The 26,476-nt window shown below is 62.7% G+C and carries 27 protein-coding genes; 15 read left to right on the top strand and 12 right to left on the bottom strand.

The genetic code is table 11. The features are described 5' to 3' along the window. Positions 1 to 17: 17 nt before the first annotated feature. From AC1TPF_RS08750 to AC1TPF_RS08735, 4 genes are read right to left on the bottom strand one after another with little or no spacing between them, the layout of a single operon-like run. The gene (locus AC1TPF_RS08750) at positions 18 to 1,370 is read right to left on the bottom strand and encodes a cytochrome P450 (protein WP_482135507.1); all 1,353 of its coding nucleotides are present in this window, start codon (positions 1,368 to 1,370) and stop codon (positions 18 to 20) included. After that, positions 1,367 to 2,161 carry an SDR family oxidoreductase gene (locus AC1TPF_RS08745; RefSeq protein ID WP_482135508.1) on the bottom strand — a complete coding sequence of 265 codons (795 nt, stop codon included), beginning with the start codon at positions 2,159 to 2,161 and terminating at the stop codon, positions 1,367 to 1,369. Before AC1TPF_RS08745 ends, AC1TPF_RS08750 begins: the two co-directional genes overlap by 4 nt. Beyond that, the gene (locus tag AC1TPF_RS08740) at positions 2,162 to 3,379 is read right to left on the bottom strand and encodes a cytochrome P450 (protein ID WP_482143530.1); all 1,218 of its coding nucleotides are present in this window, start codon (positions 3,377 to 3,379) and stop codon (positions 2,162 to 2,164) included. After that, positions 3,376 to 3,966 (bottom strand): TetR/AcrR family transcriptional regulator, encoded by a 591-nt coding sequence (locus AC1TPF_RS08735; protein WP_482135510.1) that lies wholly within the window; start codon positions 3,964 to 3,966, stop codon positions 3,376 to 3,378. The genes AC1TPF_RS08740 and AC1TPF_RS08735 overlap by 4 nt, the downstream gene beginning before the upstream one ends. Positions 3,967 to 4,044: 78 nt before the next feature. Between AC1TPF_RS08735 and AC1TPF_RS08730 the strand changes: the two genes are divergently transcribed. The 12 genes from AC1TPF_RS08730 (at position 4,045) to AC1TPF_RS08675 (ending at position 16,088) form a co-directional block, all read left to right on the top strand. Beyond that, positions 4,045 to 5,511, top strand: a complete 1,467-nt coding sequence (locus AC1TPF_RS08730) for an aldehyde dehydrogenase (RefSeq protein ID WP_482135511.1) — start codon at positions 4,045 to 4,047, stop codon at positions 5,509 to 5,511. 12 nt (positions 5,512 to 5,523) lie between these two features. After that, positions 5,524 to 6,261 carry an SDR family oxidoreductase gene (locus tag AC1TPF_RS08725; protein WP_482135512.1) on the top strand — a complete coding sequence of 246 codons (738 nt, stop codon included), beginning with the start codon at positions 5,524 to 5,526 and terminating at the stop codon, positions 6,259 to 6,261. Continuing rightward, on the top strand, positions 6,258 to 7,172 hold the full coding sequence (locus AC1TPF_RS08720; protein ID WP_482135513.1) for an NAD(P)-dependent oxidoreductase: 915 nt from the start codon (positions 6,258 to 6,260) through the stop codon (positions 7,170 to 7,172). The genes AC1TPF_RS08725 and AC1TPF_RS08720 overlap by 4 nt, the downstream gene beginning before the upstream one ends. Next, positions 7,169 to 7,591, top strand: coding sequence for a carboxymuconolactone decarboxylase family protein (locus AC1TPF_RS08715; protein WP_482135514.1), 423 nt, complete (start codon positions 7,169 to 7,171; stop codon positions 7,589 to 7,591). Before AC1TPF_RS08720 ends, AC1TPF_RS08715 begins: the two co-directional genes overlap by 4 nt. Then, positions 7,588 to 8,583, top strand: coding sequence for an LLM class flavin-dependent oxidoreductase (locus AC1TPF_RS08710; RefSeq protein WP_482143529.1), 996 nt, complete (start codon positions 7,588 to 7,590; stop codon positions 8,581 to 8,583). The genes AC1TPF_RS08715 and AC1TPF_RS08710 overlap by 4 nt, the downstream gene beginning before the upstream one ends. A 110-nt stretch (positions 8,584 to 8,693) precedes the next feature. After that, positions 8,694 to 9,026 (top strand): hypothetical protein, encoded by a 333-nt coding sequence (locus tag AC1TPF_RS08705; RefSeq protein ID WP_482143527.1) that lies wholly within the window; start codon positions 8,694 to 8,696, stop codon positions 9,024 to 9,026. Positions 9,027 to 9,074: 48 nt separating this feature from the next. Next, entirely contained in the window at positions 9,075 to 11,276 is a 2,202-nt protein-coding gene (locus tag AC1TPF_RS08700) for a TPR repeat domain-containing protein (RefSeq protein ID WP_482143526.1), read from the top strand. Positions 11,277 to 11,349: 73 nt separating this feature from the next. Beyond that, a complete protein-coding gene (locus AC1TPF_RS08695) occupies positions 11,350 to 11,991 on the top strand; it encodes a hypothetical protein (RefSeq protein WP_482143525.1) in 642 nt (213 codons plus the stop codon). 3 nt (positions 11,992 to 11,994) lie between these two features. Further along, entirely contained in the window at positions 11,995 to 12,267 is a 273-nt protein-coding gene (locus AC1TPF_RS08690; protein ID WP_482143523.1) for a hypothetical protein, read from the top strand. Between the two features lie 195 nt (positions 12,268 to 12,462). After that, positions 12,463 to 13,203, top strand: a complete 741-nt coding sequence (locus AC1TPF_RS08685) for a hypothetical protein (protein ID WP_482143521.1) — start codon at positions 12,463 to 12,465, stop codon at positions 13,201 to 13,203. A gap of 540 nt (positions 13,204 to 13,743) precedes the next feature. Further along, entirely contained in the window at positions 13,744 to 14,955 is a 1,212-nt protein-coding gene (locus AC1TPF_RS08680) for an HNH endonuclease (protein WP_482143519.1), read from the top strand. 197 nt (positions 14,956 to 15,152) lie between these two features. Beyond that, positions 15,153 to 16,088, top strand: coding sequence for an amidohydrolase family protein (locus tag AC1TPF_RS08675; RefSeq protein ID WP_482143517.1), 936 nt, complete (start codon positions 15,153 to 15,155; stop codon positions 16,086 to 16,088). Between the two features lie 30 nt (positions 16,089 to 16,118). Here the strand turns inward: AC1TPF_RS08675 and AC1TPF_RS08670 are convergent, their stop codons facing one another. Next, positions 16,119 to 16,400: a DUF2277 domain-containing protein gene (locus AC1TPF_RS08670; protein ID WP_482135524.1), complete on the bottom strand. Its 282-nt coding sequence runs from the start codon at positions 16,398 to 16,400 to the stop codon at positions 16,119 to 16,121. A 30-nt stretch (positions 16,401 to 16,430) separates the two neighbouring features. Next, positions 16,431 to 17,399 (bottom strand): NADPH:quinone oxidoreductase family protein, encoded by a 969-nt coding sequence (locus AC1TPF_RS08665; protein WP_482135525.1) that lies wholly within the window; start codon positions 17,397 to 17,399, stop codon positions 16,431 to 16,433. A 41-nt stretch (positions 17,400 to 17,440) separates the two neighbouring features. Here AC1TPF_RS08665 and AC1TPF_RS08660 point away from each other — a divergent pair, with 41 nt between their 5' ends. Continuing rightward, a complete protein-coding gene (locus AC1TPF_RS08660) occupies positions 17,441 to 18,130 on the top strand; it encodes a class I SAM-dependent methyltransferase (RefSeq protein WP_482135526.1) in 690 nt (229 codons plus the stop codon). A gap of 10 nt (positions 18,131 to 18,140) precedes the next feature. Here AC1TPF_RS08660 and AC1TPF_RS08655 read toward each other — a convergent pair whose 3' ends face one another. The 3 genes from AC1TPF_RS08655 to AC1TPF_RS08645 form a co-directional block, all read right to left on the bottom strand. Beyond that, a complete protein-coding gene (locus AC1TPF_RS08655) occupies positions 18,141 to 18,659 on the bottom strand; it encodes a metallophosphoesterase family protein (RefSeq protein ID WP_482135527.1) in 519 nt (172 codons plus the stop codon). A 27-nt stretch (positions 18,660 to 18,686) separates the two neighbouring features. Beyond that, the gene (locus AC1TPF_RS08650) at positions 18,687 to 20,387 is read right to left on the bottom strand and encodes a class I adenylate-forming enzyme family protein (RefSeq protein WP_482135528.1); all 1,701 of its coding nucleotides are present in this window, start codon (positions 20,385 to 20,387) and stop codon (positions 18,687 to 18,689) included. Positions 20,388 to 20,468: 81 nt separating this feature from the next. Next, positions 20,469 to 21,287 (bottom strand): alpha/beta fold hydrolase, encoded by an 819-nt coding sequence (locus tag AC1TPF_RS08645; protein ID WP_482143516.1) that lies wholly within the window; start codon positions 21,285 to 21,287, stop codon positions 20,469 to 20,471. 186 nt (positions 21,288 to 21,473) lie between these two features. Here AC1TPF_RS08645 and AC1TPF_RS08640 point away from each other — a divergent pair, with 186 nt between their 5' ends. Continuing rightward, the gene (locus tag AC1TPF_RS08640) at positions 21,474 to 22,454 is read left to right on the top strand and encodes a zinc-dependent alcohol dehydrogenase (protein WP_482143515.1); all 981 of its coding nucleotides are present in this window, start codon (positions 21,474 to 21,476) and stop codon (positions 22,452 to 22,454) included. 9 nt (positions 22,455 to 22,463) lie between these two features. Further along, positions 22,464 to 23,237 (top strand): SDR family NAD(P)-dependent oxidoreductase, encoded by a 774-nt coding sequence (locus AC1TPF_RS08635; protein WP_482143514.1) that lies wholly within the window; start codon positions 22,464 to 22,466, stop codon positions 23,235 to 23,237. 3 nt (positions 23,238 to 23,240) lie between these two features. Here AC1TPF_RS08635 and AC1TPF_RS08630 read toward each other — a convergent pair whose 3' ends face one another. Genes AC1TPF_RS08630 through AC1TPF_RS08620 form a run of 3 tightly spaced genes read right to left on the bottom strand, consistent with a single transcriptional unit; the run spans position 23,241 to position 26,448 of the window. Then, on the bottom strand, positions 23,241 to 24,143 hold the full coding sequence (locus AC1TPF_RS08630) for an IclR family transcriptional regulator (RefSeq protein WP_482135532.1): 903 nt from the start codon (positions 24,141 to 24,143) through the stop codon (positions 23,241 to 23,243). Beyond that, positions 24,140 to 25,105, bottom strand: coding sequence for an alpha/beta hydrolase (locus tag AC1TPF_RS08625; RefSeq protein ID WP_482135533.1), 966 nt, complete (start codon positions 25,103 to 25,105; stop codon positions 24,140 to 24,142). Before AC1TPF_RS08625 ends, AC1TPF_RS08630 begins: the two co-directional genes overlap by 4 nt. Continuing rightward, a complete protein-coding gene (locus AC1TPF_RS08620) occupies positions 25,102 to 26,448 on the bottom strand; it encodes a flavin-containing monooxygenase (RefSeq protein ID WP_482135534.1) in 1,347 nt (448 codons plus the stop codon). Before AC1TPF_RS08620 ends, AC1TPF_RS08625 begins: the two co-directional genes overlap by 4 nt. Positions 26,449 to 26,476: the final 28 nt, after the last annotated feature.

Raw genomic sequence — 26,476 nt, 5'->3', positions numbered from 1 at the left:
CACCGCAGCTCTGGGCACTACCTGTTGCGCTTGCGGTACTTGACCTTGCACGGCTGTGCGAGCTGCACAACCATCTTCGAGTGATCGTTCTTGTACGACTCCGGCGGCTGGGCCATCTCGAACTCGTAGTTCTGCAACAGCACCGAGAAGATCGCCTTGAGCTGCATGATCGCGAATTGCGCACCGACACAACGATGCCGGCCCGCACCGAACGGAATCCACGTCCACCGGTTGACGAGGTCTTCTTGGCGGGGTTCGAGATAGCGGTCCGGGTCGAAGCTGTCGGGTTCAGGGAAATCCTCGGGCAGGCGGTTCGAGATCGCAGGCGACACCGCAATCGCTTGTCCGGGTTCGAGTTGGACGCCTTCGACCACGAACTCGTTCTGCACCACGCGCATCAACACGATCAACGGCGGATGCAGACGCAGGGCTTCCTTGAGTGCCGATTCGAGCTTGGGGATCTGCCGCATCGCGCCGAAGCTGTATTCGGCTCCATCGGAGTAGATTTCGCCGAGTTCGGCGGTGACTTGATCCATGTACTCCGGATGGCGGAGAAGTTCGATCAGCGTCCAGGCGGCCGTGCCCGAAGTGGTGTGGTGGCCGGCGAACATCATCGAGATGAACATGCCGGTGATCGTGTCGGCGGTGAAGCGCAGGTTGCCTTCGTCGTCCTTGATCGACATCAGGACATCGAGCAGATCCCGATCCTCGTCCGTCGCCGGCTCTCCGGCGAGACGCGTGTCCATGATCCCCTGGACCAGCTCCACCAAACCGACTCGGGCGGCATCGCGTTTACGGAAGCTCTCGATGTCTGCGTAGGCATCGACGTAGGCGATCGGGTCGGTACCCTTTTCCAAGTCGTGGTAGAGATGCGCGAATCGGCCGTCGAGTTGTTCCCGGAACTTCTTGCCGATCAGGCAGGCAGACGAGGTGTAGATGGTCAGCTCGGCGAAGAACTCCAGCAGATCGATCTCACCCTCATCACCCCAGTTGGCGATGATGCGCTCGGTCTCCTCGGGAATCGTGATGGCGTGCTGCTTCATGTGAGCGCCCTTGAGCGCCTGGTTGTGCAGCATCTCCGAACGACGTTCGGGGCTGGCGTCGAACACCACGCCCTCACCGAAGATCGGTGTCATGAACGGATAGGCGGCAGCCTGATCGAGATCCTCTTCCGAGGCACGGAAGAACGCCTCGTTGGCGGCGGCACCGGAGACCAGCGCGACCTCGCGGTCGGCGAGTTGGAAGACACCGACGTCGCCGCACTCTTCGCGGACGCGCCAGAACAGGCCGATCGGGTCGGTCGAGAGTTCGTCGAGGTGGCCGTGCTCGCCTTCACCACCGGATACGCGCTTGGGCTTGGTAAGGGTCATTTGCTCTCTCCTCCACTGCGTGCGATCGGGGCTTCTGCCTCGACCTCGACCAGGCGCATATGGGCCCCCCGAGGCATGGAAACGATGGTTGCGATGGCTGTTGCGAGATGTTCGGGTTTCAAGAAGTTGCTGTGCCGGGCCAGGCCCCACGGAACCCAGTCGTTGAGAACCGATTCGGCGACCTCGGCCGTGAAGTTCATGCCCATCCCGGTCATGACCTGGCCCGGTCGGACCAGGCTGGAGCGGACGCCGGTGCCCTCGAGCTCCATTCGGGCCACGTCAGACAGGCCTTCGACACCGCGCTTGGCCGCGACGTATGCGGCCATCTGCGGCCTGGGCCACGTGACGACGTCGGAGCTCACGAACACGAAGTCGCCACGTTGCCGCTTGATCATCTCGGGGACGACCCGGCGGAACAGACGCTGGGCACCGAGGAGATGGATGTTGACCTGAGCGGCGAAGTCGTCGTTGCTCAGCTCGTGCGCACGTCCGGGCTCCAGGTCGCCTGCACCGGAGACCGCCACCTCGATCGGGCCCAACTGGGCTTCTGCCTTTGTGACGAACTCATCGATCGATGCCGCATCGGTGACGTCGAGCGGCAGTGCCACCGCCTCGCCTCCCGCCGCGTTGATCTGATCGACGAACTCCTGAGATTTCTGAACTCGCCTGGCGCCCAGTGCAACCGGGTATCCGGCCGCGCCCAGCATCACTGCTGTGGCGGCACCGATTCCGGATGATGCGCCGGCGACGATGACCGGGCGACGATCGGGATGAGCGGGAAAACGGGGCATTCAGCGCACCTTCACCTTCATGGGGAGCGACGCGAATCCGCGAACGTTGACCGAGTGCACGCGGACGGCTTTGTCGATGTCGATGTCGACCTGATTGATCGACTGCACGATCTGTGAGAGAGCAACATTCGCCTCGAGACGCGCCAGGTGCGCCCCCAGGCAGAAGTGGGTGCCGAGACCGAAGCTGGTGAGCGTCTGCGAACTGTCCCGGCCGATCAGGTAACGGTCCGGCTCGTCGAAGACGTCCTCATCACGATTGGCCGATCCGACAAGCAACAGCACCCGCTGTCCGGCAGCGATGGTGTATCCACCGTATTCGACGTCCTCGATCACGCGTCGCAGCACGATCTGAGTTGAATTGTCGTATCGCAGAGTCTCTTCGGTCCACTGCGGAACCGCTTCGTGATCAGCCATCGGAATCGCCAGCTGATCCGGGAAACGCCAGCCCCAGTACACCGCATTGGACAACAGCTTGGTGGTGGTCTCGTTGCCCGCAACGATCATCAGGATCATGAAGCCGATGATCTCGTCGTCGGTGAGCTTGGTCTTCTCGCCGGTTTCGTCGTCGAGGATCTCTGCGTCGAGCAGCGCCGAGACCAAATCGGTGCCGGGGTTCTTTCGGCGATCGACCAGCAATTCGGAGTAGTACCGATGCAATTCCAGGTAGGCGTAGACCGCGGCTTCAGGAACGTCGAACACGCCTTCGTCGCGGTGGATCAGCAGATCCGACTGGGTCCGCAAGTTGGCGCGGTCGCTCACCGGCACGTCGAGCAGCTCGGAGACAACGTCCATCGGCAACAGACCGGCGAACTCGGTGACGTAGTCGAACTCCCCCATCTCCAGGCAACGACTCCAATGTTGCTGCGTCAGTTCACCGATCCGGTCGGCCAATTCGGCAACACGCTTGGGGGTGAAGCCCTTCGACACCAGCTTCCGGATGCGCATGTGCTTCGGATCATCCAGTGCCAGAAAGGACATCGACTTGTGCGCATCGGGTCCATAGGCTGCCGGGTCGAGGGAGACGCCCCAACTGTTCGACAACCGCGCCGCATCCCGGAAGCCGTTGCGGACATCCTCGTGCTTGGCGAACGCCCAGAAGTCCATATCCGCGTTGCGATAGACCGGCGCCTCGGCCCGCAGGCGCGCATAGGTCGGATAGGGATCCTCGTGGAAGTTGTAGTCGTACGGATCAAACGAAAGCTTTGTCGGCACAGTCATCGGCGCTCCAGCAGTAGTTTTGCCGCGGCGACGAGCCGATCGGCGATGGCGGAATACGATTCGTAACCCATACCGGCGCGGACCAGAGCGCCGGAGTACAGCATTTCCAGGGCTTCGAGCTCCCCTTCGTTGACGGCCTCGCCCGAGTCGCCGACCAGCGCATCCGAAATTCGCTGCCGGATCAGCAAACCGATCCGCAGCCGGAGATGTTCGACGTCGGGGTCCGACCCCAGCAGTGATGCGGTGACCGCGCGCGCGAGATGGCTGTCGTCCTCGACGGCCAGGGACACCGACCGCAACACCACGGCCACCCGGTCTGCGCGCGGTGCCGACGGATCGGGTTCGGTGATGCCCTCGGCCAGCCGGCGCCAGAACAGCTCGGCGACGACGTGCCCCTTGGAGCTGAAATAGGTGTAGGCGGTAGCCGGGGCAACCCCGGCACGCTTGGCCACCGACCGCACGGTGAGGGCGTCGTAGCCGACCTCACGGAGTACTTCGACCGCCGCCTCGGTGAGCTTGGCGACGGTCTCGGCCTGCGCGGTCGTGAGTCGGCGGCGAGTGGATTCGAAAGAAACCGGACTGGACATGGACAGTGACGTTACACTACGTTCAAACCACAGTCCAGACACGTGTCCAGCCAGTCATCCACGAAGGAGAGGTCAGCAATGTCGCTCAGACCAGAAACCAGCTCCGAGCTGCTGATAGATGGGAAGTTGGTGCCTGGATCGGGGGGCACATTCGCGATCATCAACCCGGCAACCGAAGAGCTCATCGGCCACGCCGCCGACGGCACAACCGGGGACATGGAAGCCGCAATCGGCGCCGCCCGGACCGCATTCGACACCACCACGTGGCCCCGCGACCATGCCTTCCGGGCACACTGCCTCCGCCAACTCCGGGATGCGCTGCAGGGCCACATCGAAGAACTCCGCGAGATCACCATCGCCGAGGTCGGTGCCCCGGCATTCCTGACCTCCGGCCCACAGCTCGAAGGCCCGATCGCCGATCTCGGCTACTTCGCCGATCTGGCCGAGAGCTACGAATGGGAGACCGACCTCGGCCGCGCGAAGCCGATGGGCATCAAGACCCATCGCACAGTGCAGCGTGAGGCGGCCGGTGTCGTCGGTGCGATCACCCCGTGGAACTTCCCACACCAGATCAATTTCGCGAAGATCGGTCCCGCACTGGCCGCGGGTTGCACCGTGGTGCTCAAGCCCGCCCCCGACACTCCGTGGTGTGCGGCGCTGGTCGGCAAGGTGATTGCCGAGGAAACCGACTTCCCGCCAGGTGTCATCAACATCGTCACGTCGAGTGATCACAGCGTCGGGGCGTTGCTATCGTCCGATCCGCGCGTGGACGTTGTCTCCTTCACCGGTTCAACCGCCACCGGCAAGAAGGTGATGGTCGCCGCGGCCGAGACACTCAAGCGGGTCTTCCTCGAACTCGGCGGCAAGTCGGCGTACATCGTTCTCGACGACGCCGATCTGGGGGCCGCCTGCTCGATGGCGGCGTTCTCCGTGGTCACCCACGCCGGCCAAGGCTGTGCACTCACCACCCGCATGCTGGTGCCCCGCGAGAAGTACAACGAGGCAATCGAATTGGTCAAGGCCGGTCTGGCCGGGCTCCCCGCCGGCGACCCGACCAACCCCGGGACCATATGCGGTCCGGTGATCTCCGCTGTCCAGCGCGAGCGGATCGAGGGCTATCTACAACTCGCCCGCGACGAAGGCGGCACCATCGAGATCGGCGGCGGGCGTCCGGCCGACAAGGACAAGGGCTTCTTCATCGAGCCGACCTTGATCTCGGGGCTGGACAACTCCGCGCGCGTGGCACAGGAAGAAATCTTCGGGCCGGTTCTGGTGATCATCCCGCACGACGGCGACGACGACGCGATCGCCATTGCCAACGACTCCCCCTACGGCTTGTCGGGCGCGGTGTGGGGCACCGATCCGGATCGGATCAAGAAGGTCGTCGACGGCGTACGCACCGGAACCATGGGCATCAACGGCGGTATCTGGTACTCCGCCGACGTCCCGTTCGGTGGCTACAAACAGTCCGGCATCGGGCGCGAGATGGGCGTGGCCGGATTCGAAGAATATTTGGAAATCAAAGCGGTAGCGACACCTGCATAAGGAGATCGATCTATGAGCAACAACAGATTTGAAGGCAAGACCGCGATAGTCACCGGAGCCGCGGGTGGCATCGGCGAGGTCTATGCCCGCCGGCTCGCTGCCGAGGGCGCGAATGTGGTGGTCGCCGACCTCAACGACGAGGCAGGCAAACAGGTGGCAGCCGACATCGGCGGGCTGTACGTCAACACCGACGTCGCCGAGCCCGAATCGGCACAGGCACTGGCCGCCGCAACGCTGGAAAGCTACGGCCAGATCGACTATCTGGTGAACAACGCGGCGATCTACGGTGGCATGCAGTTGGACTTCCTGATCACCGTTCCGTGGGACTACTACAAGAAGTTCATGAGCGTGAACCTCGACGGCGCACTGAACGTGACCCGCGCGGTTTACGGACACATGAAGCCCGGCAGCGCAATCGTGAACCAGTCCTCCACGGCCGCATGGCTGTACAGCGGTTTCTACGGTCTGGCGAAGGTCGGCGTCAACGGCCTGACCCAGCAGCTCGCCACCGAGCTCGGCGGATCCGGCATTCGGGTCAACGCAATCGCACCCGGCCCGATCGACACCGAGGCCACCAGGTCGACGACACCGAGCAACATGGTCAAGGACATGGTCAGCAAACTGCCGTTGTCGCGCATGGGAACCCCCGACGACCTCGTCGGCATGTGCTTGTTCCTGCTGTCCGACGAGGCCGGCTGGATCACCGGGCAGATCTTCAACGTCGACGGCGGACAGATCATCCGATCATGAGCGAACAACAGGCATCCGACACCGCGTCGGACCAGAGCGCACCTGTCGGGTTCATCGGACTCGGCAACATGGGCGCACCGATGGCCGATCGATTGGCGAAATGGCCGGGCGGCCTGGTGGTCTGCGATACGCGCCCCGAGGCCACGATCGAAGGTTCCACCCGCGCCGACACCCCCGCCGAGGTGGCCAAGACCGCCACCGTCATCGGCGTGACCGTCCTCAACGACGAGCAAGTCAACACCGTGGTCGCCGGGTCACACGGCATCCTCGAGACGGCCGCACCGGGAACCGTCATCGCCATCCATTCCACAATCGGGCCGCAGACCGCGATCGATCTGGAGAAGGTATGTGCCGCACAGGGGGTTTCGCTGGTCGATGCACCTGTCTCCGGCGGCGCGGGTGGCGCCAAAGAGGGCCGTCTTGCCATCATGGTTGGCGGTGAGCGCGAAGCCTACCTGAGGTTGAAGCCGCCGTACTCACTGATGTCCGACATGCTCATCCACGCCGGCCCGATCGGAGCCGGCACCAAGATGAAGCTGGCCCGCAACCTACTGCATTTCATCTCGTTCACCGCCGCCACAGAGGCGTCCCGGCTCGCCGAAGCTGCAGGCATCGACATCGTCAAACTCGGCAAGGTGGTCCGCCACACCGATGCGATCACCGGGGGCGCAGGCTCGATCATCCTGCGGGACACCACAGCCCCCATCCCACCGGACGATTTCTGGTACGACATCTTGAGCCACGTCCGCGACCTCGGCGAAAAGGACCTCGGTCTGGCGCTGGCCCTGGGTAGTGAACTCGGCATCGAACTCCCTTTGGGCGAAGTAGCTCTCGACCGTTTCGCCGACGGTCTCGGCGTGGGCGGAGACGCAGCGGAGCGGAGCTCGACCTTTGGAAAGGAAAAGAAATGACAACCGACCAGAGCTCCTCGAATGGCGAATTGCCACCGACATCGGAGCTACGCCAAAAGGGCATGGACACGATGGCCAAGGTGTACGGCTTCGAGATGCAGGACGGGCCGGGTGACTTCTACGCCTATCTCACCGAGCATCTCTTCGCCGACGTCTGGAACCGGGAAGGTCTGAACTTCCGTGATCGTCGCCTGCTGATCTTCGGCGTCCTGGCCGCAACCGGTCAGATCGATGTTGCCGAGATCCAGGCCGGTGCCGCACTCGCCAACGGTGAACTCACCGGCGATGAACTTCTCGAAATCGCCCTGTTCCTCTGCTATTACGTGGGATGGCCGCAGGGTTCGAGAATGAATATGATGTTCGGTTCTGTCATCCAGAAGCACGAGGCCAAACTCGCAAAGCAGAACAAGTCGACATGACCTTCTTCGCGACGCGCTACGACTTTCGTGCGCCCGGGGCCACACCGCAGGGGCGGGCCGAACTATTCAAGCGCGCCGTGGAGCAGGTCACGTATCTCGAAAACCATGACCAGGACGCCGTGATGCTCTCTGAGCATCACGGCTCACCTGATGGCTATCTGCCGAATCCACTGATCGTCGGCTCGGCATTTGCCGCCTGTACCACCCGAATCCAGATCACCATCTCGGCGATCGTGGTGAACCTGCATGATCCACTGCGACTGGCCGAGGACATCGCGCTCCTCGACAACCTGAGCGGTGGCCGGGTGTCGTACACACTCGGCCTCGGTTACCGGCGAGAGGAATACGAACAGTTCGGCAAATCCTGGACCACTCGGGGCGCCGACATCGAACACGCCGTCGGCGTATTACGTCAGGCCTGGACTGGCGAGGAGTTCGAGTACAACGGCCGACGGGTTCGCGTCACACCGACTCCCCTGTCGCAGCCACATCCATTCTTGTTCTACGGCGGCGGTTCTCGGGCCGCCGCACGCCGCGCCGCCCGACTCGATCTGGGATTCGCACCGCAGGTCGCCGACCCCGAACTCCGCAAACTCTACGACGACGAATGCCGTAGCCACGGCCGGAATCCCGGCTTTGTCATGACACCACCACCAGGACCGTCCACCGTTTTCTGCGCCGAAGACCCCGACAAGTTCTGGCACGCCTACGGCGAATACCTCCTCGCCGACGCCCGCGCCTACGACGCCTGGCACGGTGATCACGCTTCTCATGTTCGCGACAGCTCCACCAGCGTTGACGAACTTCGAAGCGGCACAGGATATGTCGTCTGCACACCGGACGAGCTCATCGAACGCTGCCTCAGCAAAGAGTTCCGGCTCGTGACCAGTCACCCGCTCTGCGGCGGCATGCCGGAGGAGCCATCCTGGGACAGCGTGCGGTTGATCGGAGAGAAGGTCATCCCGACCCTGCGCACCCACCCAGATAGTTGATTCAGGGGCCGCGCTCGCGGTCTTCCGTCACAGTCGGACCTATCGTCACGCCCCGGTATCGTCGCGCTACTCTCACAGAGGGAATGTGTTAACACACATAGGGGGATGCAATGACAACACAGGTAGATCCGGAAGATCTGCGTGCTGCGGCGCGACAGATCGGGGGCGGCATGACCGGCACCACCTCATATGGTGGTGCCACGCCCGACACAGCGACGAGTTCCCTGCGATTCGGTGGAACGGGCATACCGGGCACGGATACATCAGCGGCCTTGACCACAGCAGCCGGCGCCGCCGCGACGGCAATCGAGGTGGTGCGTTCGCGAGTCAGCGAATGGAACACGGTTCTGACCACGTCAGCTGAAACCTTTCAAACAACTGAGGAAGACAGCACACGACGTCTAGAAGCCCTTGGCGACTTCAATACGCGCCCGCAGAGCTGACCCGTGCGACCGACCAAGAGTCAAGTCTCCGCCTTCGACTTCGGCAACATGCCCGCTGCTGCCACCGACTCCACCACCATTGGCGACCAGATCGATGGGGACGGACTGAATATTCAGCGCACCATCAGCGGAATGGACTGGTCTGGCAAGTTTCGGAATGCTGCCGTAACGCGCGCCGATCGTGAGAGAGTGCAGTTCGCCAGGGTTGATGATGCCTTCGAGAAGCTCTCAACAGCCATCACCGATGGCCACACGTCGATGAGCCACATCTCCGAGAGACTCAAAACCGGAGCCGCGGGGTGCGAGGCAACGGGCTACGTTGTGGCCGAAGACTGGACGGTCACGGACAGCTACAACTACGCCTTGGCCGAGTCTATGTACAAGGATGACGATGCAGCGCTAGAGCTCCTCGCCACCATGAAGGCCACGCGGGCGAACAACGCCGCCACGTCAACGACACAACTGCAGCGCTTGGCCGGCGAATTCGAAGTAGCAGATACCAATTGCGCCGCGGCCATCGGTGCAGCGAGTGCTTCGATTTCCACTCTGACACCATTGGAGTCTGCACTCGGTGGTGGCGTCGCGGATCGAATCGGAGAGAAGCTCCGAGACGGGAAGCAGCTGAGCGACTTCGAGCGGCGGGTGTTGGAGGCCGGCACCAATCTCGACGCAGACGAGTTGGAAGCACTCAAGTATGGGAAGCCCGCCACGATGACCCAGGGCGAGTTCGATTTCCTCAAGGAAATTGTTGGCGACCTCGACGGGCTGTCCATGGATGAAATAGCCGAACTCGGAGTGGGCGCCCACCACAACGATATTCAAAGCAATCTCGCGAACGCGACTCAGCTGCTGGGGACCCCAAATCTGGGCACCTCCAGCGGAGACCGCGGTGGCATGGCAGCGTTACCAGCGAATATGCGTAGAATCCTGACCACAAATCCAGTGGATGACAACGGATATCTCTTTTCACACTTCCCAGAATTTTCATCATTCGTCGACTTCGTCGCGTCGGGCGATCAGAACGCGCGTCACGGGTCGGATGTGAATCGAGGATTGCTCAAGCAATCATCTGAGATTGCTGGCGCCGACAGCGCGATCAACCCTAATCCCGGCGGCCAGGCCACCATCGACGCGCTCTTGAATACCGCACTGAACGTCGGTGGTTCCGACAGGATAGCCGCCCACGATTTCATCACAGGCGAAAATATGAACGTCACCTGCGACAATGGCGGACAGTACAATGCTGGAATTCATCTCAACAACATCTCGGAATATAAATGGACAGACACCAGTGGCCTACACACCGTGTTTGACACCATCGGCCAAGACGTTGGATCGTCCAATCCGTTCTACGCGGAAATGTCCCGAGAAAACGCCAGCGCGCTGGCTCACTACCTCGGGTCACCGGGAGACATGGCCACCAATGACGACGTTGGCATCACCAACCCCGAACTCGCCCGCATCTACGCAAACGCGTTGAGCCCCTATCTGGGAGACTTCACCGGAATCGACGCGACCAGCACGGGTGCACCGAGCTACGGAGCAGACCGCCTCAACCCTGGAGAACTGGAAAACATATTCCGCTCTCTGAATACTGACGGCGAGGCCGCCGCAACCATGAACTCCGAAGCATATAAGTGGCAGAATCTGATGGCCTTGCAGTATGGAGTGACTGACCAGGCCCACTTCTCAGAATTGGCCGGAATTCTCAGCCAGGCAATGACCGATGGAAATGGCCAGGCCGTAAACCATCTCTCCGAGACGGATCTAGCAGAACGAACGGCGAGTTACAACAACAAGATGGCGCTATTCTCCACCGTTAAGGATCTGACCGGACTATTGCCGGTGGGTAGCGAAGCGGGCATAGCGATGCAACAACCGCTCGCCGACGCAATCTTTGGCGAAGCGCCCACACTCGAGGATGAATCCAACCAAGGAAACGATCCCAACTGGGTAGCCCAACTCAACGACCCTAAGATCCGCGATTTCTATGAACTCCAGGGATACATTGCGTCTCACCCAGAGTTCGCAGATACTATGCCGGACGATCTATTTCGAGGCGGAAAACTGGACTGGAATGCACTCAACAGTGGCGATAATCCTAACCTTTTCACGGATTCGGTGGGCGACATGAAAAGCGACTGGGAAGATGGTTTTGATAAGGGAACCCAAGCGCCCGATTGGCCAATGAAGAGTATCGACGGATCAAAACCAGAGAATCCCAATGCCCCCGCCAAACAACCTCGATAGCCCGACGGCAAGCCGCCGACGCGGTTGGCTTTTTGCCCGGCTAGTTCGCAGTGCGGCCATTGCGATGGCGCTCATGTCCGCCGTCTCGAGCTGCGCGGGGCCCACAGACAAAGGCGGCGATACTTCGGCCCCGCCAAGTTCGGTACGCACTGTTGACGATTACCCGGTCGTCTGGTTCGACACCGAGAACATCGACCTCGACACCCCCGACGGCACGTTCGTCCGGGCCATCTTCGAGTCCTACATCCTGCGTTCAGAACTGGGGGCGTCCGCATACTTCCCAGGTTTCGCCGATGCCGCCGGGGACAGCCGATACAACTGGGGCGACAGACCCGGATACGGCCCCCGCAACAACCCCCCGTTCACCATCTTCGCCTGGGTCGCACCATTCATCGACCCAGACCCCGCCGGAATCTCGGACTGGACACCCCTTTCCAACGCTGTCGGCGGAGTCATCATCTGCTCACGGAACAGTCAGGACGATGACTACGCCATGATCTTCACCTACCAACGCACCGGCGCCGCACCACCAGCGGATCAACACGGCAACCAGCCAACCCCGAACCGCAACGTCTACGGCGACTGGACACTCCTCGATAGCATCACCCAAACTGGCAACCGCATCGACCGCACCGACCGCTGCGACAGCCCACCCGCACCGATCTCCCAAGGCATCCACACCCATAGCCCTGGCTGGCCCGCCAGCAACCAATAAGCCATGACCACAAAAGAACCCAGCCTCCCACCACACATCATGGCTGCCCTGCGCTCACCCGAAGGCACCACCGCCGAAGACATCTACCGGCAGTTCCCCGACGCACGCCCCACCCACACACTCCCACCCATCGACCACGACGAACTCAACGCCCGCCTACACCAAGCACACGACGACTGGCACCGCCACCACGGTTGGCACACCGACATACCACCAGACACCAGAGAACAACTCGCCCAACAAGTCCGCGACGAACTCGCCTGGGAACAACGATGATCCGCACCCTCACACACGCATCAACAGCGATCACCCTCGCGCTGACCATCGCCGGCTGCCGACTCGCCAATTCGCCCGAAGGACCTTCGGTACCGCTCTCCGACCCTATCGGCAGAGGCATCGTCTGCCCACCAGTGAGCCGGGACGTTGACTACGCCATGATCTACACCTACGGAGCAAAACCAGAGAATCCCAATGCCCCTGCCAAACAACCTCGATAGGCCGGTTGCCAGCCCCCGTAGCCAACGGCCGGTAGCCCTTCTACTGCGCGGCGCGGCCATAGCAATTGTGCTCACGTTCGCGATCTCGAGCTGCGCGGGGCCCACGGAGAAGGCCGGCGACACTTCGGCCCCGCCAAGTTCGCTACGCACCGCCGACGACTACCCGGTCGTCTGGTTCAACACCGACAACCTCGACCTCACTACCCCCGACGGCACGTTCATCCGAGCCATCTTCGAGTCGTACATACAGCGATCAGAACTCGGTCCGTCCGCATACTTCCCAGGCTGGGCCGACGCCACCGGAGACAGTTGGTACCACTGGCCCAATAGACGCAGCAACGGCCCTCGCAATGGCCCCCCTTTCACCATCTTCGCCTGGGTTGCTCCCTTCATCGACCCAGACCCTGCCGGAATCGCCGACTGGACTCCACCCTCAAATGTTGTCGGCAGAGTCATGATCTGCTCACGAACCAGCCAGAACATTGACTACGCCATGATCTTCACCTACCAACGCGCCGGTGCCGCACCCCCGGCAAACCAACGCGGCAACCAGCCAGCCCCAACCCGCACCGTCTACGGCGACTGGACAATCCTCGACACCATCCACCCAGATCACCGGCACATCGACCGGGCCGAACGATGCAACACCCCACCCGCCCCGATCTCCCAAGACATCCACACCCCCAGCCCCGGCTGGCCCGCCAGCAGCCAATAACCCATGACCACACGAGAACCCAGCCTCCCGCCACACATCAAGGCCGTCCTGGCTCACCCGCCGTCGAACGACCGCGCGCGAACCGTCGAGGTCATCGAGAGTCTGACGACAACGAGGACCAGCGCCTCGAGTTCATGAGGGCTCTGGTGGCTGCGCACGCGCGAAGTCACGAAGTGCTCGCCGCCGTCGCCGACGCCGACAGCGAAAGCTCAGCGCGGGCTTCGCTCGTTCGCCTTCTGGGTGTCACCGATTTCGGCGCAGACTCGATCATGTCGACGCCACTAGCCCACTTCCGTGGGGCGTGCGCCGAATGCCCTCAACGTGGTCTCAGCGAGGCGGCGACCCCACACGAGTTGTTTCGTCCGCCTTCCGAAAGATGTTGTAGTCAAGCTAGATACACCACTTTGAACCTTGCGAACATGTGTTCGAGTTGGTACAGTGGAGTCAGTCGACCACAAGCACGACGTATCTGACGCCTTCCCCGCAGAGACACTCCGGTCGACGCCCCCGGTTTGCTCTTTCCTTGGAAGGTGCTGTGCTATGCGACTTCTCGAGATGGTCGACGATTTGGTCGACCTGGTCATACCCGATGATCCAACTGTGACGCTGGGTATGGCGAAGGATTTGATAACCCTGCGTAACGCGACCGAGCATCAACTAGCGGTGTGCGCTGCGGTGATCGACGAGTCGGGTATGGCGCGTAAGGCTGGGTCGACAACAGCAAAGTTGTTGCAGGCCAACGGTGCTGCACCAGTATCTGCCTACCGCTGGTTACGCATCAGCGCAGGTTTGACGGGTCTGGATCGTACCGCCGGGTATTCGCGGGACGGGTTCCTGTCCTCCGAACATATCGACGCGGTGGTCAAAGGTGTCGCCCATGTCGTCGGCCGGTCCGAGGATCCGATCACCGCCGAACAGCAGGTCGAGTTCGAGCGGAAACTGTTGAGCCACGCCATCTCCGGATGTCCACCGGCTGAGATCGGTGCGGCTGCCCGCATGCTGGGCAACGAGGTCGCCAGGGACACCGGTGGTCCGCCGCCGGCTGAAGACCGGTCGTTGAACAGTCTGGACTATGCAGTCCGTGAGGGTCGATGTGTCGGTACGTTCGATGTTGATGCGGTGATCGGGGAAAAGTTGTTTTCCGCGTTGGACTTCTGGTCCAGGGCCCGTCCCGAGCCCGACGGCTCGGATGACAGTCGAAGTCCTACCCAACGCCGCGCCGATGCCTTGCACCAGCTGCTGGATTGCGGTGGTGGCGGGCAAACGCTGGTGTCGGCGCCGCGAACCGAGGTGATCGTGACCGTGCCGGCCGATCATCCCGAGGCTGCCACGTTGCCGTGGATGGGTCCGGTCACCGAAGCAACCGCCGCTGCGTTGGCGTGCGATTCATCGATCACCTCGATCACCCTGGACGGGCAGGACGTACCGATCGATATGAGTCCTCCGAAACGGCTGTTCAAAGGGCTGGTCCGTAAAGCGATCATCATCCGCGATACCTGTTGTGTGAAATGTGGTGCAAAAGCCGGCTGGTCGGACTGCCATCACATCGTGCACTTCGCCGATGGAGGTGCTACCACCCTGGAGAACGGTTGCCTGCTGTGCCGTACCTGCCATATGGCGGTTCACAACACCGACTGGGACGTGATCATGGGCTCCGACGGGCACCCGTGGCTGATACCGCCCGCCGATATCGATCCGCAGCGAAGACCTCTACCGGCCTACAACAGACGAACCCTCACCCTCGCCGCCTGATCCAACTTCACTACCGTCACCGACTCTCCACCACCAGCGCACCCGAGACTTTGTCGGGACCGCGCACGCATCTTTGACAACTCCATAGTGTGAAACGCATACGGTGCTGCCGCCCGGACGAAGTCCGCTTCATTGGCCGGACGAAGTCCGCTCCATCGACCGGACGAGCTGGGCGGCAGCACCACCCCGGCCTCGCCATGGGTAACGTGAAGGTCGTGTGTGAAGTAGCAGGCCTTCCCGTCGCAGAGGCGTCAGCCGTCCAGTCGATCTGGCAGGAGCTCGATCTGCCTGGACTCATCGACGTACACACCCACTTCATGCCGAAATCGGTGATGGACAAGGTGTGGGGCTACTTCGATTCGGTGGGCCCGTTGGTCGGCCGTGAGTGGCCGATCACCTATCGCGCCGATGAAGACCAACGGATCGAGACGCTGCGGGACTTCGGCGTCCGTGCATTCACGTCGATGATCTACCCACACAAACCGGACATGGCTGTCTGGCTGAACGGTTGGGCCGCCGATTTTGCGGCCCGCACACCCGACTGTCTGCATACGGCCACGTTCTACCCGGAGGTATCGGCGCCGAAGTATGTTGCCGATGCCATCGAATCCGGTGCAGCAGTGTTCAAGTCGCATATCCAGGTCGGCGATTACAGTCCCGTCGACCCACTACTCGACGATGTCTGGGGCACGATCTCCGACGCTGCCGTACCCGTGGTGGTCCACTGCGGGTCAGGACCGGCACCGGGGACGTATACCGGCCCCGAGCCCATCGCCGAACTACTGCAACGCTTTCCGCAGCTGCCACTGATCATCGCCCATATGGGCATGCCCGAGTACAACGATTTCCTGGACCTCGCAGGCACCTACGGCAACGTCCACCTCGACACGACCATGGCGTTCACCGCATTCGCCGAGGAAGGCGCACCGTTCCCGGTCGAATCGAGGCACAAACTGATAGACCTGGCTGATCGCATCTTGTGGGGCAGCGACTTTCCGAATATTCCGTATACCTACACCAGTGCCCTCGAAGCCGTTACCGGACTCGGCCTGGGCGACGACTGGGTACGCGGCGTCCTGCACCACAACGCGGCACGCCTGTTCGGTCTTGAAACTTCCGAACTCGACCGCTAGCTCTTCTTTCCAGTTAACTCGTCTTCCCAGCTAACTCTGCCGAGCCGCCTGCGCCGCGATCCGCGCCTGCACTTCGGGGCGCCGCAGCGGTGGCACCGTCTTGGGCGGCTGCCGTCGTGGCGGCAGCGCTTGCAGCAATTCCATGGTCGCTGCCGTGACCCGTTCGACGGCGAGTTCGAAGGCTTCGACATTCGCCGCCGACGGTTTTTGTACGCCGCTCACCTTGCGCACATATTGTCGCGCCGCCGCTTCGATCTCGACGTCACTTGCGGGAGGCTCCAGCCCTCGGAGCTCGGTTATGTTGCGGCACATGGGCTCAACTCCTCATGGTTCTCGATCTGATCATTCGGCTATCTTGACAACCGCCTTGCCAAGGACTTTTCCGTTCGCCAGATCGTCCAGGGCCTGCGGGAGATCGGCCAGCGCATAGGTGCGATTGACCGGCGGGCGCATACCGGCGGCGACCATGGCCGTGAGGTCTTCGTGAAGCTGTGCGGGCAGTCCCGGATGGGTTCGCACGTATTCACCCCACGCCGCACCGACCACAGAAATGTTGCGGAATAGCACGCGGTTCAGCTTCACCGACGGAATCCCCCCTGCCGCGAATCCGATCACCACAAACCTGCCGTCCGGGGCAACCTGACGCAGGGCCTCGTCGAACACCTCGCCGCCGACCGGGTCGATCAGGACATCAACGCCGGTTCCGGTGAGTTCCTTGATCTTTGTGCCCCAGCCTTCTTCGAGCTGAACAACCTCGTCGGCCCCGACGCTTCGCAGCAACTCTTCGGCACCCTTGCGGTGCACGATCGCGATGACTCTCGCGCCCATCGCTTTTGCCACCTGAATGGTCGCAACGCCGACGCCACCGGCACTGCCGAGCACACCGACGGTCTCACCGGGCTGCAGATTGGCCCTGATCTTCAGCGCAAAGATGGCCGTCTGAAGGTTGATGCCCATCGCCGCGCCTTCGTCGAAACTCAGCTCCGGCGGAATCGGAAGCAACTGCTCGTCGGTGGCGACAACCTGCTCGGCAAATCCACCGACCACCGACATCACCTGAACACGGTCGCCTACGGAATATCGGGACGTCGCCGGCGCCTTGGCGACCACGCCGGCCACCTCGGTGCCGGGTGTGAACGGGGTCGGGATCCGGAGCTGGTATTTGCCCTGACTCATCAGGAGGTCGGGAAAGCAGATCCCGCAGGACTTCACGTCGATGAGCAGCTGGTTGTCGGTCGGTACCGGATCAGGCACCTCTGACAACGTCAATCCGCTCGGACCGGTCTCTTCGTTCAGTATCTGAGCCTTCATATCGCCCAACCCTACGCGGGGACGCCGATAGGATCACCGGTATGACATCTGTTCCACAGAAGCACGATGACCAGCCCAGTGAGCTCCAACTCCAAGCGGCCAAAGACGCGCCCGGTTTCATGCCGATCGACGAGGCGATCGCTCTCTATCGGGTTGCGCAGCAGTATCTGTCAGCCCCAGACGCTGTGGGGATCGGCGTCGAGATCGGCACCTATTGCGGTAAATCCACCGTCTTCCTCGGTGCCGCGGCGCAACCGCTCGGTGCGGTGATCACCACCATCGATCACCACCGCGGATCCGAAGAACACCAGGCGGGCTGGGAGTACCACGACATCAGCCTCGTCGACCCGCACACCGGCACGCTGGACACCTCCGCCCGGTTCCGCCGGACGATGTGGGATGCCGGACTCGAAGACACCGTCATCGGGTTGCTGGCCACCTCAACAGCGGCAGCCCGCATTTGGGGCCGACCGGCGGATTTTGTGTTCATCGACGGCGGGCACAGCAGCGAGGCCGCACAAAACGACCTGGCCGGATGGGCACCATGGGTTCGTCTCGGCGGAGCACTGCTGATCCACGATGTATTCCCCGATCCCGCCGACGGTGGCCGACCCCCCTTCGAGATCTACGAGAAGGCGCTCAAGACGGGCCAGTTCACCGAGGTCGGCGTGCAGGGCTCACTGCGGGTTCTGCGACGCGACGCCGGAAGTCCAGGTCAGCCCCTGTTCTAGACAGGTCTGTCTAGGTGGGTCTGTTCTGGGTTGGTCGGGGCAATCGGTGCAGTTGCACGTGAAACACAGAATCGTCGCCGATCGTGGCGGTCATGTACGTGCAGTGCGGTTGTCGTCGGCGGTCGGTCGGTGACCCCGGATTCAGCAGTCGCAGACCGGTGTCGGATGTGGTGTCCCAGGGGATGTGACTGTGGCCGAACACCAGGACGTCGGTATCCGGATAGGCCGCCGACATCCGCTTCTCCCGTCCCGTCGCGGCCCCGGTCTCGTGGGTGACGGTGAACCGCAGGCCACCAAGCACAACATCTGCGCGCTCGGGCATCCGAGCGCGCAGATCGTCACCGTCGTTGTTGCCCCAGCACGCGATCAGACGCGTCGAGCGCGCAGCGAGGGCTTCGTATGACGCCACATTCACCCAGTCGCCTGCGTGGATGACCACGTCGGCGCGCTCCACCGCCTCCCATACCGGTGTCGGCAAGTCGCGGGCCCGCTTGGGGATGTGGGTGTCAGAGATCAGGAGGAGGTCCACACCTCAACCGTAACCCGCTACCCGGCCTCAACCCGAATACTGCTCGCGCACTTTTCGTTTGAGGATCTTCCCGGTGGCACTACGCGGAAACGGCGCAAGGTCGAACACCACGGCTGCGGGCACCTTGTAGTCGGCCAGTGCGCCGCGCGCGATGTCTTGAACGTCGGCCTCCGTCAGGTTCACACCCTCCCGTGTCGCAACCGCGGCGACCACCACCTCACCACGCCTCTCATCGGGAACACCGAACACCGTGACCTCGGTGAACTTGTCGGAAGCCATCAACGCCAGCTCGACTTCGGCGCAGTAGATGTTCTCCCCCGCCGAGATCACCATGTCTTTCTTCCGGTCGACAACGAACACCAGGCCGTTGTTGTCGAGGTAGCCCAGATCGCCACTGCGATACCAGGATCCATCGAAGGCCGCGGCCGTCTCGGTGGGTCGGTCGAGATATCCCGCCATCACCAGCGGGCCGCGGATCTCCAGCTCACCCACCTCACCTGCGGGCAAGACCGTTCCGGTGTCATCAACAACCCGCACCGACATCACCGAACTCAACGGCCCGGACGAGTCCGGGTATGTGGCAAGCAGATCACCACCCGCGGTGCACACACTGCCGGCTGCCTCTGTCATCCCCCAGCCAACACTCCGACCAGCTGATGGGAGTACCTGACTGATTCGATTCACCAGGTCAGGTGACGTGGCCTGCCCGGCAGGTGCCACATTGACCAGACTTGCGAGGGCCTCTGGCGGCGGGTTGGCGGCCAGGAGGTCGGTGATCACCATCGGCGGGCCCGCCAGCATCGCCAGCTTGTGCTTGGCGATCAATCCGATCGCGGTTTCCACATTCCACCGATTCTGGATCACCACGAACCCACCGGAGGTCATCGAGGTCAGGATGCAGACCAGGCCAGAGGTGTGGAACAGCGGAAAGACCAGCAGCGCCGACAGACTCGGCATCAACCCGCGCAGCGCATCGGGCTCCATCCCGTACTTGTGGGCGTTCGTGAGGATATTGACCTCTTTGATCATCCGCAGGTTCATGACCATCGTGCAGATGTTGCGTTGCGTCAGCAGAACGCCTTTACTCCGGCCAGAAGTGCCCGAGGTGAACAGGATCAAACACAACGATTCCGGGTGGACCGAGACCGGCGCCGGCGGAGCGAACGACTCCCCCAGGACATCGGCATACGAGCGGGCGGGCCCGCCTGGCAGCTCGTCGCCAACCACCAACAGCGACACGTCTGAGCCCGCCGAACGCACCAGCGAAGCTCGCCTGTCATCGGCGATCACGACCACGCAGTTGGCATCGGCCAGCGCATGACCGATCTCCGCGACGGACTCCCGGCTGTTGAACAGCACCGCCGCGCCACCGCAACGGGCTATGGCCATGATCGAAACCACATACGCCAGTTGGTTTTTCATCAACACGCCAACCCGGCTCCCGGGTCCGACGCCATAGTCGGCCACGAGCGCGCCCGCCAGCCGTCCGGCCTGCTCCGCAACCTCTCGATAGGTGTACTCGACGCCATCGGAGACCAGCAGGGTGTTGTCGGAATAGGTTTCGACGAGCTCACGGAACACCATGTCGAGCGACGCCGGAGCGTCACGATAGACCAGCATGGACTCCCCGCGGACCGTGGCCGTTGCCAGCGCAAACGGACCATCTCGCCCGGTCAGCTCAGTTTCCAGCTTGCGATAGAGGGATATCGGTTCGAGGACTGCGGTCACGTTCGGCTACCTCCTTGGCTACATACGTCACCGAGCATATGAGAACAGGTTCTAGTTTATGAAGAAAAGCCAGAACCCGCATCAGCAGACCTGCTCGATGATCGCGTCGGCGACAATCCGCGGAAACTCTTCGGGTATCCAGTGGGTGCCGCCTGCGACCTCCACGTACCGATACGGCCCGCTCACATGTTGTGCGCAACGCGCCGGACCGGCAGCGGTGATCGCGATGTCATCGGTACTCCAGATGAACGTCGTCGGGATTGCGACGTCGCCGATGTCATGGGTGTCGAGCGGCATGGCCCGATACCAGTTCAGCGCAGCGGTCAGGGCACCCGGCTCGGACAACACCGCGAGGTGCCGCTCGACGGCCTCGGCCGGAACGGCATCGCCGTACCCCAACCGCAGGGCCAGGCAGTCGTCGGCCAGGAACGCCTTCTCGGGCTCGTCAGGCGTGGCGAAATACTCCATATAGCCCGATCGTTCCCGCTGGTCCGGATCATTTTCGCGCGCCCAGGCAAACGCCGTCGGATGCGGCACCGACACGGCGGTCAATGTATGCAGCCGTTCCGGATGCGCAGCGGCAACCGCCCAGGCGACAATCGCACCCCAGTCGTGTCCGACCAGATGCACCTTCGCCAGGTCGAGGGCATCGCAGAGTCCGATGACGTCGGCCACCAACTCCGGCAACCGGTAGTCGCTGATCGACCCGGGACGCGCTCCCGGCGAGTAGCCACGCTGATCGGGGGCCACCGAGGCGATCCCGGCGCCGGCGAGTAGCTCCGAGACCGCCGACCACGACGCGGCCGTCTCCGGGAATCCGTGCAGCAGGACCGCCACGTCACCCGACCCCGCCGGCGGCGTCCACGAGGTGACCGTGAACTCGAGGTCGCGGGTGGACACAGTGGACACCGTGGAAACAGGGGAAACCTTCGCATCTGCGGGGCACATGGATGGAAGTCTCATCGATCGCGTCGAACTCTGCAAGGATTTGCACTGTGCAAACAGAGGCGAAAGTGTTTGGGCGACAACGTCTGCCAATTGCACCATTCGTCAACGCATCCGGCTGCTCCCGGCTAATCTGCAGCAATGCGCGCAGCCGTCATCGAAGGTGGAAGGTTTGTCGTCCGCGACGTCGCCGAACCGGAACCCGCACCCGATGAGCTGTTGATCCGGGTCCGCGGCTGCGGAGTCTGCGGCTCGGACCTCAAGACCTATCCCCTGCTGCCCGACGGCGCGATCATGGGACATGAGTTCGCAGGCGAGGTTGTCGGCGCCGGATCCGCCGTCGCCGATCAGTGGGCCGAAGGCACCCCGGTCGCGTCGATGCCGGTGATCGGATGCGGTACGTGTCAGCACTGTGTGGCAGGCGACCCGGCCCGATGCGCCACACCGCAGGCCCTCGGACTCGGGATCCGGGCCGGCGGATTCGCCGAATACGTCACCGTTGCCGCATCCGGCACCGTGGCACTCGATCCGGCCGTCGACCTGCGGTCCGGCGCACTGGTCGAACCACTCGCCGTCGGCCTGCACGCGATGAACCGGGGCGGTGCCAGAAGCGGCGACCGCCTGTTGGTCATCGGATCCGGACCGGTCGGACTGTCCGTGGTGATCTGGGCACGTGCGCAGGGAATCACCGACATCACCGTCTGCGATCCGGTGGCACAGCGGAGGCAGGCGGCACTCGATCTCGGTGCCGCCCACGCCTTCGACCCCGCAGGCGAGGATGTCGGAACGGGCTTCGATCTCGTCGTCGAATGCGTTGGCAAGACCGGAATGATCGCCACCTGCCTCGACGCGGCCGGGCCACGCGGCCGGATCGTCATTGCCGGGGTCTGCATGGAACCAGACACGTTCATGCCACTGGGCGCCATCGTCAAAGACGTCACCATGAGCTTTGTCAGCTACTACACCGCCGACGAATTCCGCACCGCCGCCGCAGCATTGGCTGATGGCAGCCTCCGGCTCGACGGCTTCATCAGCGGCTACTCGACCCTGGACGACCTCCAGGACGTTGTCGAGGGTCTATCCCATCCGAGTGACCAGCAAAAGGTCATCATCACGCCTTAGGAGTGCACCATGGAATCAAGCCCGCTTGCCATCATCACCGGCGGCGCCTCCGGCATCGGATGGGCCAGTGCACAGACACTGAGCACCAGAGGATTTCGAGTGGTGATCGCCGATATCAACGCCGACGCCGCGCGCGAACGCGCGGCCGAACTCGGCGGTGATGCAATGGCCGCCACCGTCGATGTCGCGGACGAGGATTCGGTGTGTGCGTTGTTCGAGTCCGTGAGCACGAACCAAGGCCAACTGACCTCGGTGGTCAATTGTGCAGGCCTGACCATCCCCGGCGCGCTGGCAGACCTGAGCCTGGCCGATTGGAACACCACCATCGCCGTCTGCCAAACCGGCACGTTCCTCACGTTCAAATATGCTGCACGCCATATCGCCGACGGCGGTTCCATCGTCACCATCGCCTCACTCAACGGCCGTCAACCCGCGCCCGGCCTGGGCGCCTACTGCGCGGCAAAGGCTGCGGCACTGATGCTGACCCAGGTTGCCGCCCTCGAACTGGGCGAGCGCGGCATCCGGGTCAACGCGATTTCCCCCGGCCTGGTCGACACACCACTGGTCGCCGGACTGTCCCTGGTCCCGGGGATGACCGAGGACTACATCGAGAACACCCCACTCGGGCGAAGTGGCAAACCCGAAGAGATTGCCGCGATGGTTGCATACCTGCTGTCCGACGAGGCATCCTGGATCACCGGTTCGGCCTTCGACATCAACGGCGGCGCCCACACCAAACGCTATCCAGATCTGCTCAAACATGTTGCTGCAATGGGTTTGTGAACATCAATCCCAGGGAACCGAACCGCCCAGCTGGCCGGTCACGTCGTCGGCAACCGAACTGACGAGCGCGCCCCGCCTGTTCAGTTCGGCACCGGCCATCGGTGCAGAACAACCCAGTACACAGAGCGCCCCGACCACCTCACCTCCGGCATCGAAGATCGGCGCATTCACCGACAACGGGTGATACCAGGCGCTCTCGTCGATGGCACCCACCAGCACATCGGCATCCAGATTCTGTTGTTGACCTTCCACAAACGCGGCGGTACGTCGCGAACCCCGAACACCGGAACCCGTCGCAGCCGAGGCCAGGTCATGAATGCGCCCCGCATCCATCGGGTATTGCTCGACCGCAAAACGCCGGGCGCGCACCGCGGCAAGACGGTCGGTAAGGCGTTGATCGTGCTGTGCCTGCACCGGACTCCGGTCAAGCCAGTCGGCGATGGCCAGGTCATCCGACCACGCAACCAGAACCGAACCCAGCGGGGGCCGAAAGGTGATCCGGTCACCTGATCGCAGATTCAGCCCACCTCCATTGACCTGCCCGGCATCTTGAACACCTGCTATCAACAGGTCGTCACCGGAAGGTACTACAGCACAACATGATTGGCCGGTCATCTCGACGAGCTCTGCGATCGCGCGTGAGGTCGGCGCCAGTTCAGCGATACTGCGCCCGGCCGCTTCACCGATGCGCACCAGCGCCGGACCCAGCCGATAGGCCTTGCTGCTCGGATGTTTGACCACCCATCCGACCCGTGTGAGCTCGGTGAGCATCGGATAGACGGTGGCCTTGTCGAGCCCGAGGAGTGCTGCGATGTCGGTGAGACTGCAGCGCCGGCCCGGTGGATCACTGAGCATTTCGACCACGTCGACGAGGCGTTCGGTCTGCGGGGACCGCCGTACCGTCATACCCCGGGCGACTGCCTGCCGAGATGCCTTGCCAAGAACTTGATCTGGTGGCGCGCAGCGGCTTCGAACCAAGGCTGCCCGGAATAGATTCCGAAGTGATCGCAAGGATAGTGGCGCACTTCGGCTCGGGCCTTCACTGCGGCGTTGGCCGCCGGATGCGTCGGCGCACTCCGATCGAAATCGGCGATCTGCATCAGGACCGGGCATCCGATGTCGCCGGCATCCCGGTCTGGCCGATAGCCACCGATCTCCGGACCGATCGCCGCATCGATCGTGTTCTGCCAGGTCGGACCAGCGATCGCGAGGTAGTCCTGTCGATAGCCCGGCAGCGTCATGGCGCCGACCTCACCCGGCTCGGCGACGATCGGCATCATCTTCGGTGTCCGACCGGCGGCCTTGCGAACCCGGCTCCGCAATCCCAGCGCGGTCGATCGGGCGATCGCCGACACCGGCAGGTTCGCAAACGCCAGCCGTCCCGCCGCAAGACCGTTGACCAACGGCGTCATCGAGATGATCGCGGCCAGGTCGTCGCGCCCGGCTCCCACGGAGAGGACATGCCCTCCCGACAACGAAACACCCCACAACACAATCCTGTTCGGGTCGACGCCCTCAATCGCCTTCACAGCCGAGATGGCGGCACGGTAATCCTCGAGCTGACCCTCGATCGACACCGTCTGCCGAATGTGGCCACCCGAAGACCCGAACCCACGGTAGTCGAAGGCGAACACATCGAGGCCACTTGCGGCCAGCGCTGTGGCGAACGGTTCCAGGCCGGAATCCTTTGTCCCACCGAGCCCGTGCGCCATCACCACAATCGGGGTACCGGCGGGACCCTTGAGAGCGTCGGTGCCTGCCCGGAAGTACCAGGCATCACATTCGACCCCGCCGCTGTAAAACGTCCGGGTCAGGTAATGCCCGGAATCCGAACTGCCGGTGCCGGGGGTTACCGTCTGCGCGGTCATGCGGACACCGCCCAACGGGGCGCACCGAGGTCGGCAGCCCGGGCCAGACCATCCGGCAGCTCCTTGGTCCGCATGTCGTGCTCGTAGATGAAGTAGTCGACCTGCTGGGTGTGCCGCGGGCGATCGAGCATGTGACCGGTGTACTTCTGTTGGTCGCTCACGATCACCTCCTCCATCACCTCGGGCGTCGGCAACCGGTATCTGCCTGCGGCATAGGCGCCGAGTAGCCGGGACTGGCATTCTACGAACGGGAACAGTGTGGGGGTCGACTGCGCGAATCCGATGAACACCAGGTCGTCGATCCCCGGCTTGAACATCCGCTTGTACAGCGGAATGTGGTTGTCGGGCGCGCTGATGAAGTCTTTGTCGAAGAACGGGAAGGTGATGTTGTACCCGGTGGCATACACGATCACATCGAAATCACCGCTGGTGCCGTCCTCGAAATGTACGGTGGCTCCGTCGAGTTCGCGAACATTCGGCTTGGGAATCACATCACCCGAGCCCAGTCGCAGTGGCAGCTCCACCGACTGCGTCGGATGTGCCTCGAACAGTTTGTGATTGGGCGTGGGCAGTCCGTAGTTCTCCGGCCGACCCGACAGCATCGGGTGGCCCATCTGGACCAGCTTGCGCTGCCAGGACAGGGGCAGATAAGGCGTGGTCTGGTAGTACTTGTCCGCAGGTTTGCCTGCTATGTACTTCGGGACGATCCAGGCGCCCGATCGCGTCGACAGTGTCACCTCGTTGCGCAATGTCTTGGACGACAGTTCCACAGCGATGTCGGCCGCGCTGTTGCCCAGTCCGACAACGAGTATCCGCTTGCCGGTCAGGGGCAACGGATCCTGCGGGTCGATGTAGTGATGCGCATGGATCGACTCGCCACTGAAGGTTCCCGGGAAATCGGCGCGGCGCGCATCCCAATGATGTCCGTTGCCCACCACGAGCAGGTCGAACCTTCGGGTCTCGCCTGCCTGGGTCTGCAACTCCCAGCCTCCGCCGTCGAGCCTGCGGGCGTGGGTCACCCCGTTCTGGAACTCGATGTTGTCCTTGAGGTCGAACGCGTCGGCGTAGGCATCCAGATACGACTTGATCTGGGAGTGATGCGGAAAGTCGGGATAGTCCTCCGGCATCGGGAAGTCCTTGAACGACAGACGATGTTTGGAGGTGTCGATGTGCAGTGAACGGTAGGCGCTGCTGTACCCGTTGGGATTCTTGAACGCCCAGTTGCCGCCGACCCGATCCGAGACCTCGAAACACGTGTACGGAATGCCGTAGTCGTTCAAAATCTTTCCGGCTGTCAATCCACTGATACCGGCGCCGATGACAGCCGTGGTCGGACCCTGCATGAGAGCTCCTGAAGCATCTAGTTGACAC

The sequence above is a fragment of the Williamsia sp. Y853 genome (genome assembly GCF_056786495.1).
The sequence above is the reverse complement of the archived record's forward strand: the minus strand, read 5'-3'. Positions and strand labels throughout refer to the sequence as shown.

Bases quoted from the DNA above. Each gene is read 5' to 3' on its own strand.
- AC1TPF_RS08750 (WP_482135507.1), bottom strand. From the start codon at position 1,370: ATGACCCTTACCAAGCCCAAGCGCGTATCCGGTGGTGAAGGCGAGCAC.
- AC1TPF_RS08745 (WP_482135508.1), bottom strand. From the start codon at position 2,161: ATGCCCCGTTTTCCCGCTCATCCCGATCGTCGCCCGGTCATCGTCGCC.
- AC1TPF_RS08740 (WP_482143530.1), bottom strand. From the start codon at position 3,379: ATGACTGTGCCGACAAAGCTTTCGTTTGATCCGTACGACTACAACTTC.
- AC1TPF_RS08735 (WP_482135510.1), bottom strand. From the start codon at position 3,966: ATGTCCAGTCCGGTTTCTTTCGAATCCACTCGCCGCCGACTCACGACC.
- AC1TPF_RS08730 (WP_482135511.1), top strand. From the start codon at position 4,045: ATGTCGCTCAGACCAGAAACCAGCTCCGAGCTGCTGATAGATGGGAAG.
- AC1TPF_RS08725 (WP_482135512.1), top strand. From the start codon at position 5,524: ATGAGCAACAACAGATTTGAAGGCAAGACCGCGATAGTCACCGGAGCC.
- AC1TPF_RS08720 (WP_482135513.1), top strand. From the start codon at position 6,258: ATGAGCGAACAACAGGCATCCGACACCGCGTCGGACCAGAGCGCACCT.
- AC1TPF_RS08715 (WP_482135514.1), top strand. From the start codon at position 7,169: ATGACAACCGACCAGAGCTCCTCGAATGGCGAATTGCCACCGACATCG.
- AC1TPF_RS08710 (WP_482143529.1), top strand. From the start codon at position 7,588: ATGACCTTCTTCGCGACGCGCTACGACTTTCGTGCGCCCGGGGCCACA.
- AC1TPF_RS08705 (WP_482143527.1), top strand. From the start codon at position 8,694: ATGACAACACAGGTAGATCCGGAAGATCTGCGTGCTGCGGCGCGACAG.
- AC1TPF_RS08700 (WP_482143526.1), top strand. From the start codon at position 9,075: ATGCCCGCTGCTGCCACCGACTCCACCACCATTGGCGACCAGATCGAT.
- AC1TPF_RS08695 (WP_482143525.1), top strand. From the start codon at position 11,350: ATGTCCGCCGTCTCGAGCTGCGCGGGGCCCACAGACAAAGGCGGCGAT.
- AC1TPF_RS08690 (WP_482143523.1), top strand. From the start codon at position 11,995: ATGACCACAAAAGAACCCAGCCTCCCACCACACATCATGGCTGCCCTG.
- AC1TPF_RS08685 (WP_482143521.1), top strand. From the start codon at position 12,463: ATGCCCCTGCCAAACAACCTCGATAGGCCGGTTGCCAGCCCCCGTAGC.
- AC1TPF_RS08680 (WP_482143519.1), top strand. From the start codon at position 13,744: ATGCGACTTCTCGAGATGGTCGACGATTTGGTCGACCTGGTCATACCC.
- AC1TPF_RS08675 (WP_482143517.1), top strand. From the start codon at position 15,153: ATGGGTAACGTGAAGGTCGTGTGTGAAGTAGCAGGCCTTCCCGTCGCA.
- AC1TPF_RS08670 (WP_482135524.1), bottom strand. From the start codon at position 16,400: ATGTGCCGCAACATAACCGAGCTCCGAGGGCTGGAGCCTCCCGCAAGT.
- AC1TPF_RS08665 (WP_482135525.1), bottom strand. From the start codon at position 17,399: ATGAAGGCTCAGATACTGAACGAAGAGACCGGTCCGAGCGGATTGACG.
- AC1TPF_RS08660 (WP_482135526.1), top strand. From the start codon at position 17,441: ATGACATCTGTTCCACAGAAGCACGATGACCAGCCCAGTGAGCTCCAA.
- AC1TPF_RS08640 (WP_482143515.1), top strand. From the start codon at position 21,474: ATGCGCGCAGCCGTCATCGAAGGTGGAAGGTTTGTCGTCCGCGACGTC.
- AC1TPF_RS08635 (WP_482143514.1), top strand. From the start codon at position 22,464: ATGGAATCAAGCCCGCTTGCCATCATCACCGGCGGCGCCTCCGGCATC.
- AC1TPF_RS08630 (WP_482135532.1), bottom strand. From the start codon at position 24,143: ATGACGGTACGGCGGTCCCCGCAGACCGAACGCCTCGTCGACGTGGTC.
- AC1TPF_RS08625 (WP_482135533.1), bottom strand. From the start codon at position 25,105: ATGACCGCGCAGACGGTAACCCCCGGCACCGGCAGTTCGGATTCCGGG.
- AC1TPF_RS08620 (WP_482135534.1), bottom strand. From the start codon at position 26,448: ATGCAGGGTCCGACCACGGCTGTCATCGGCGCCGGTATCAGTGGATTG.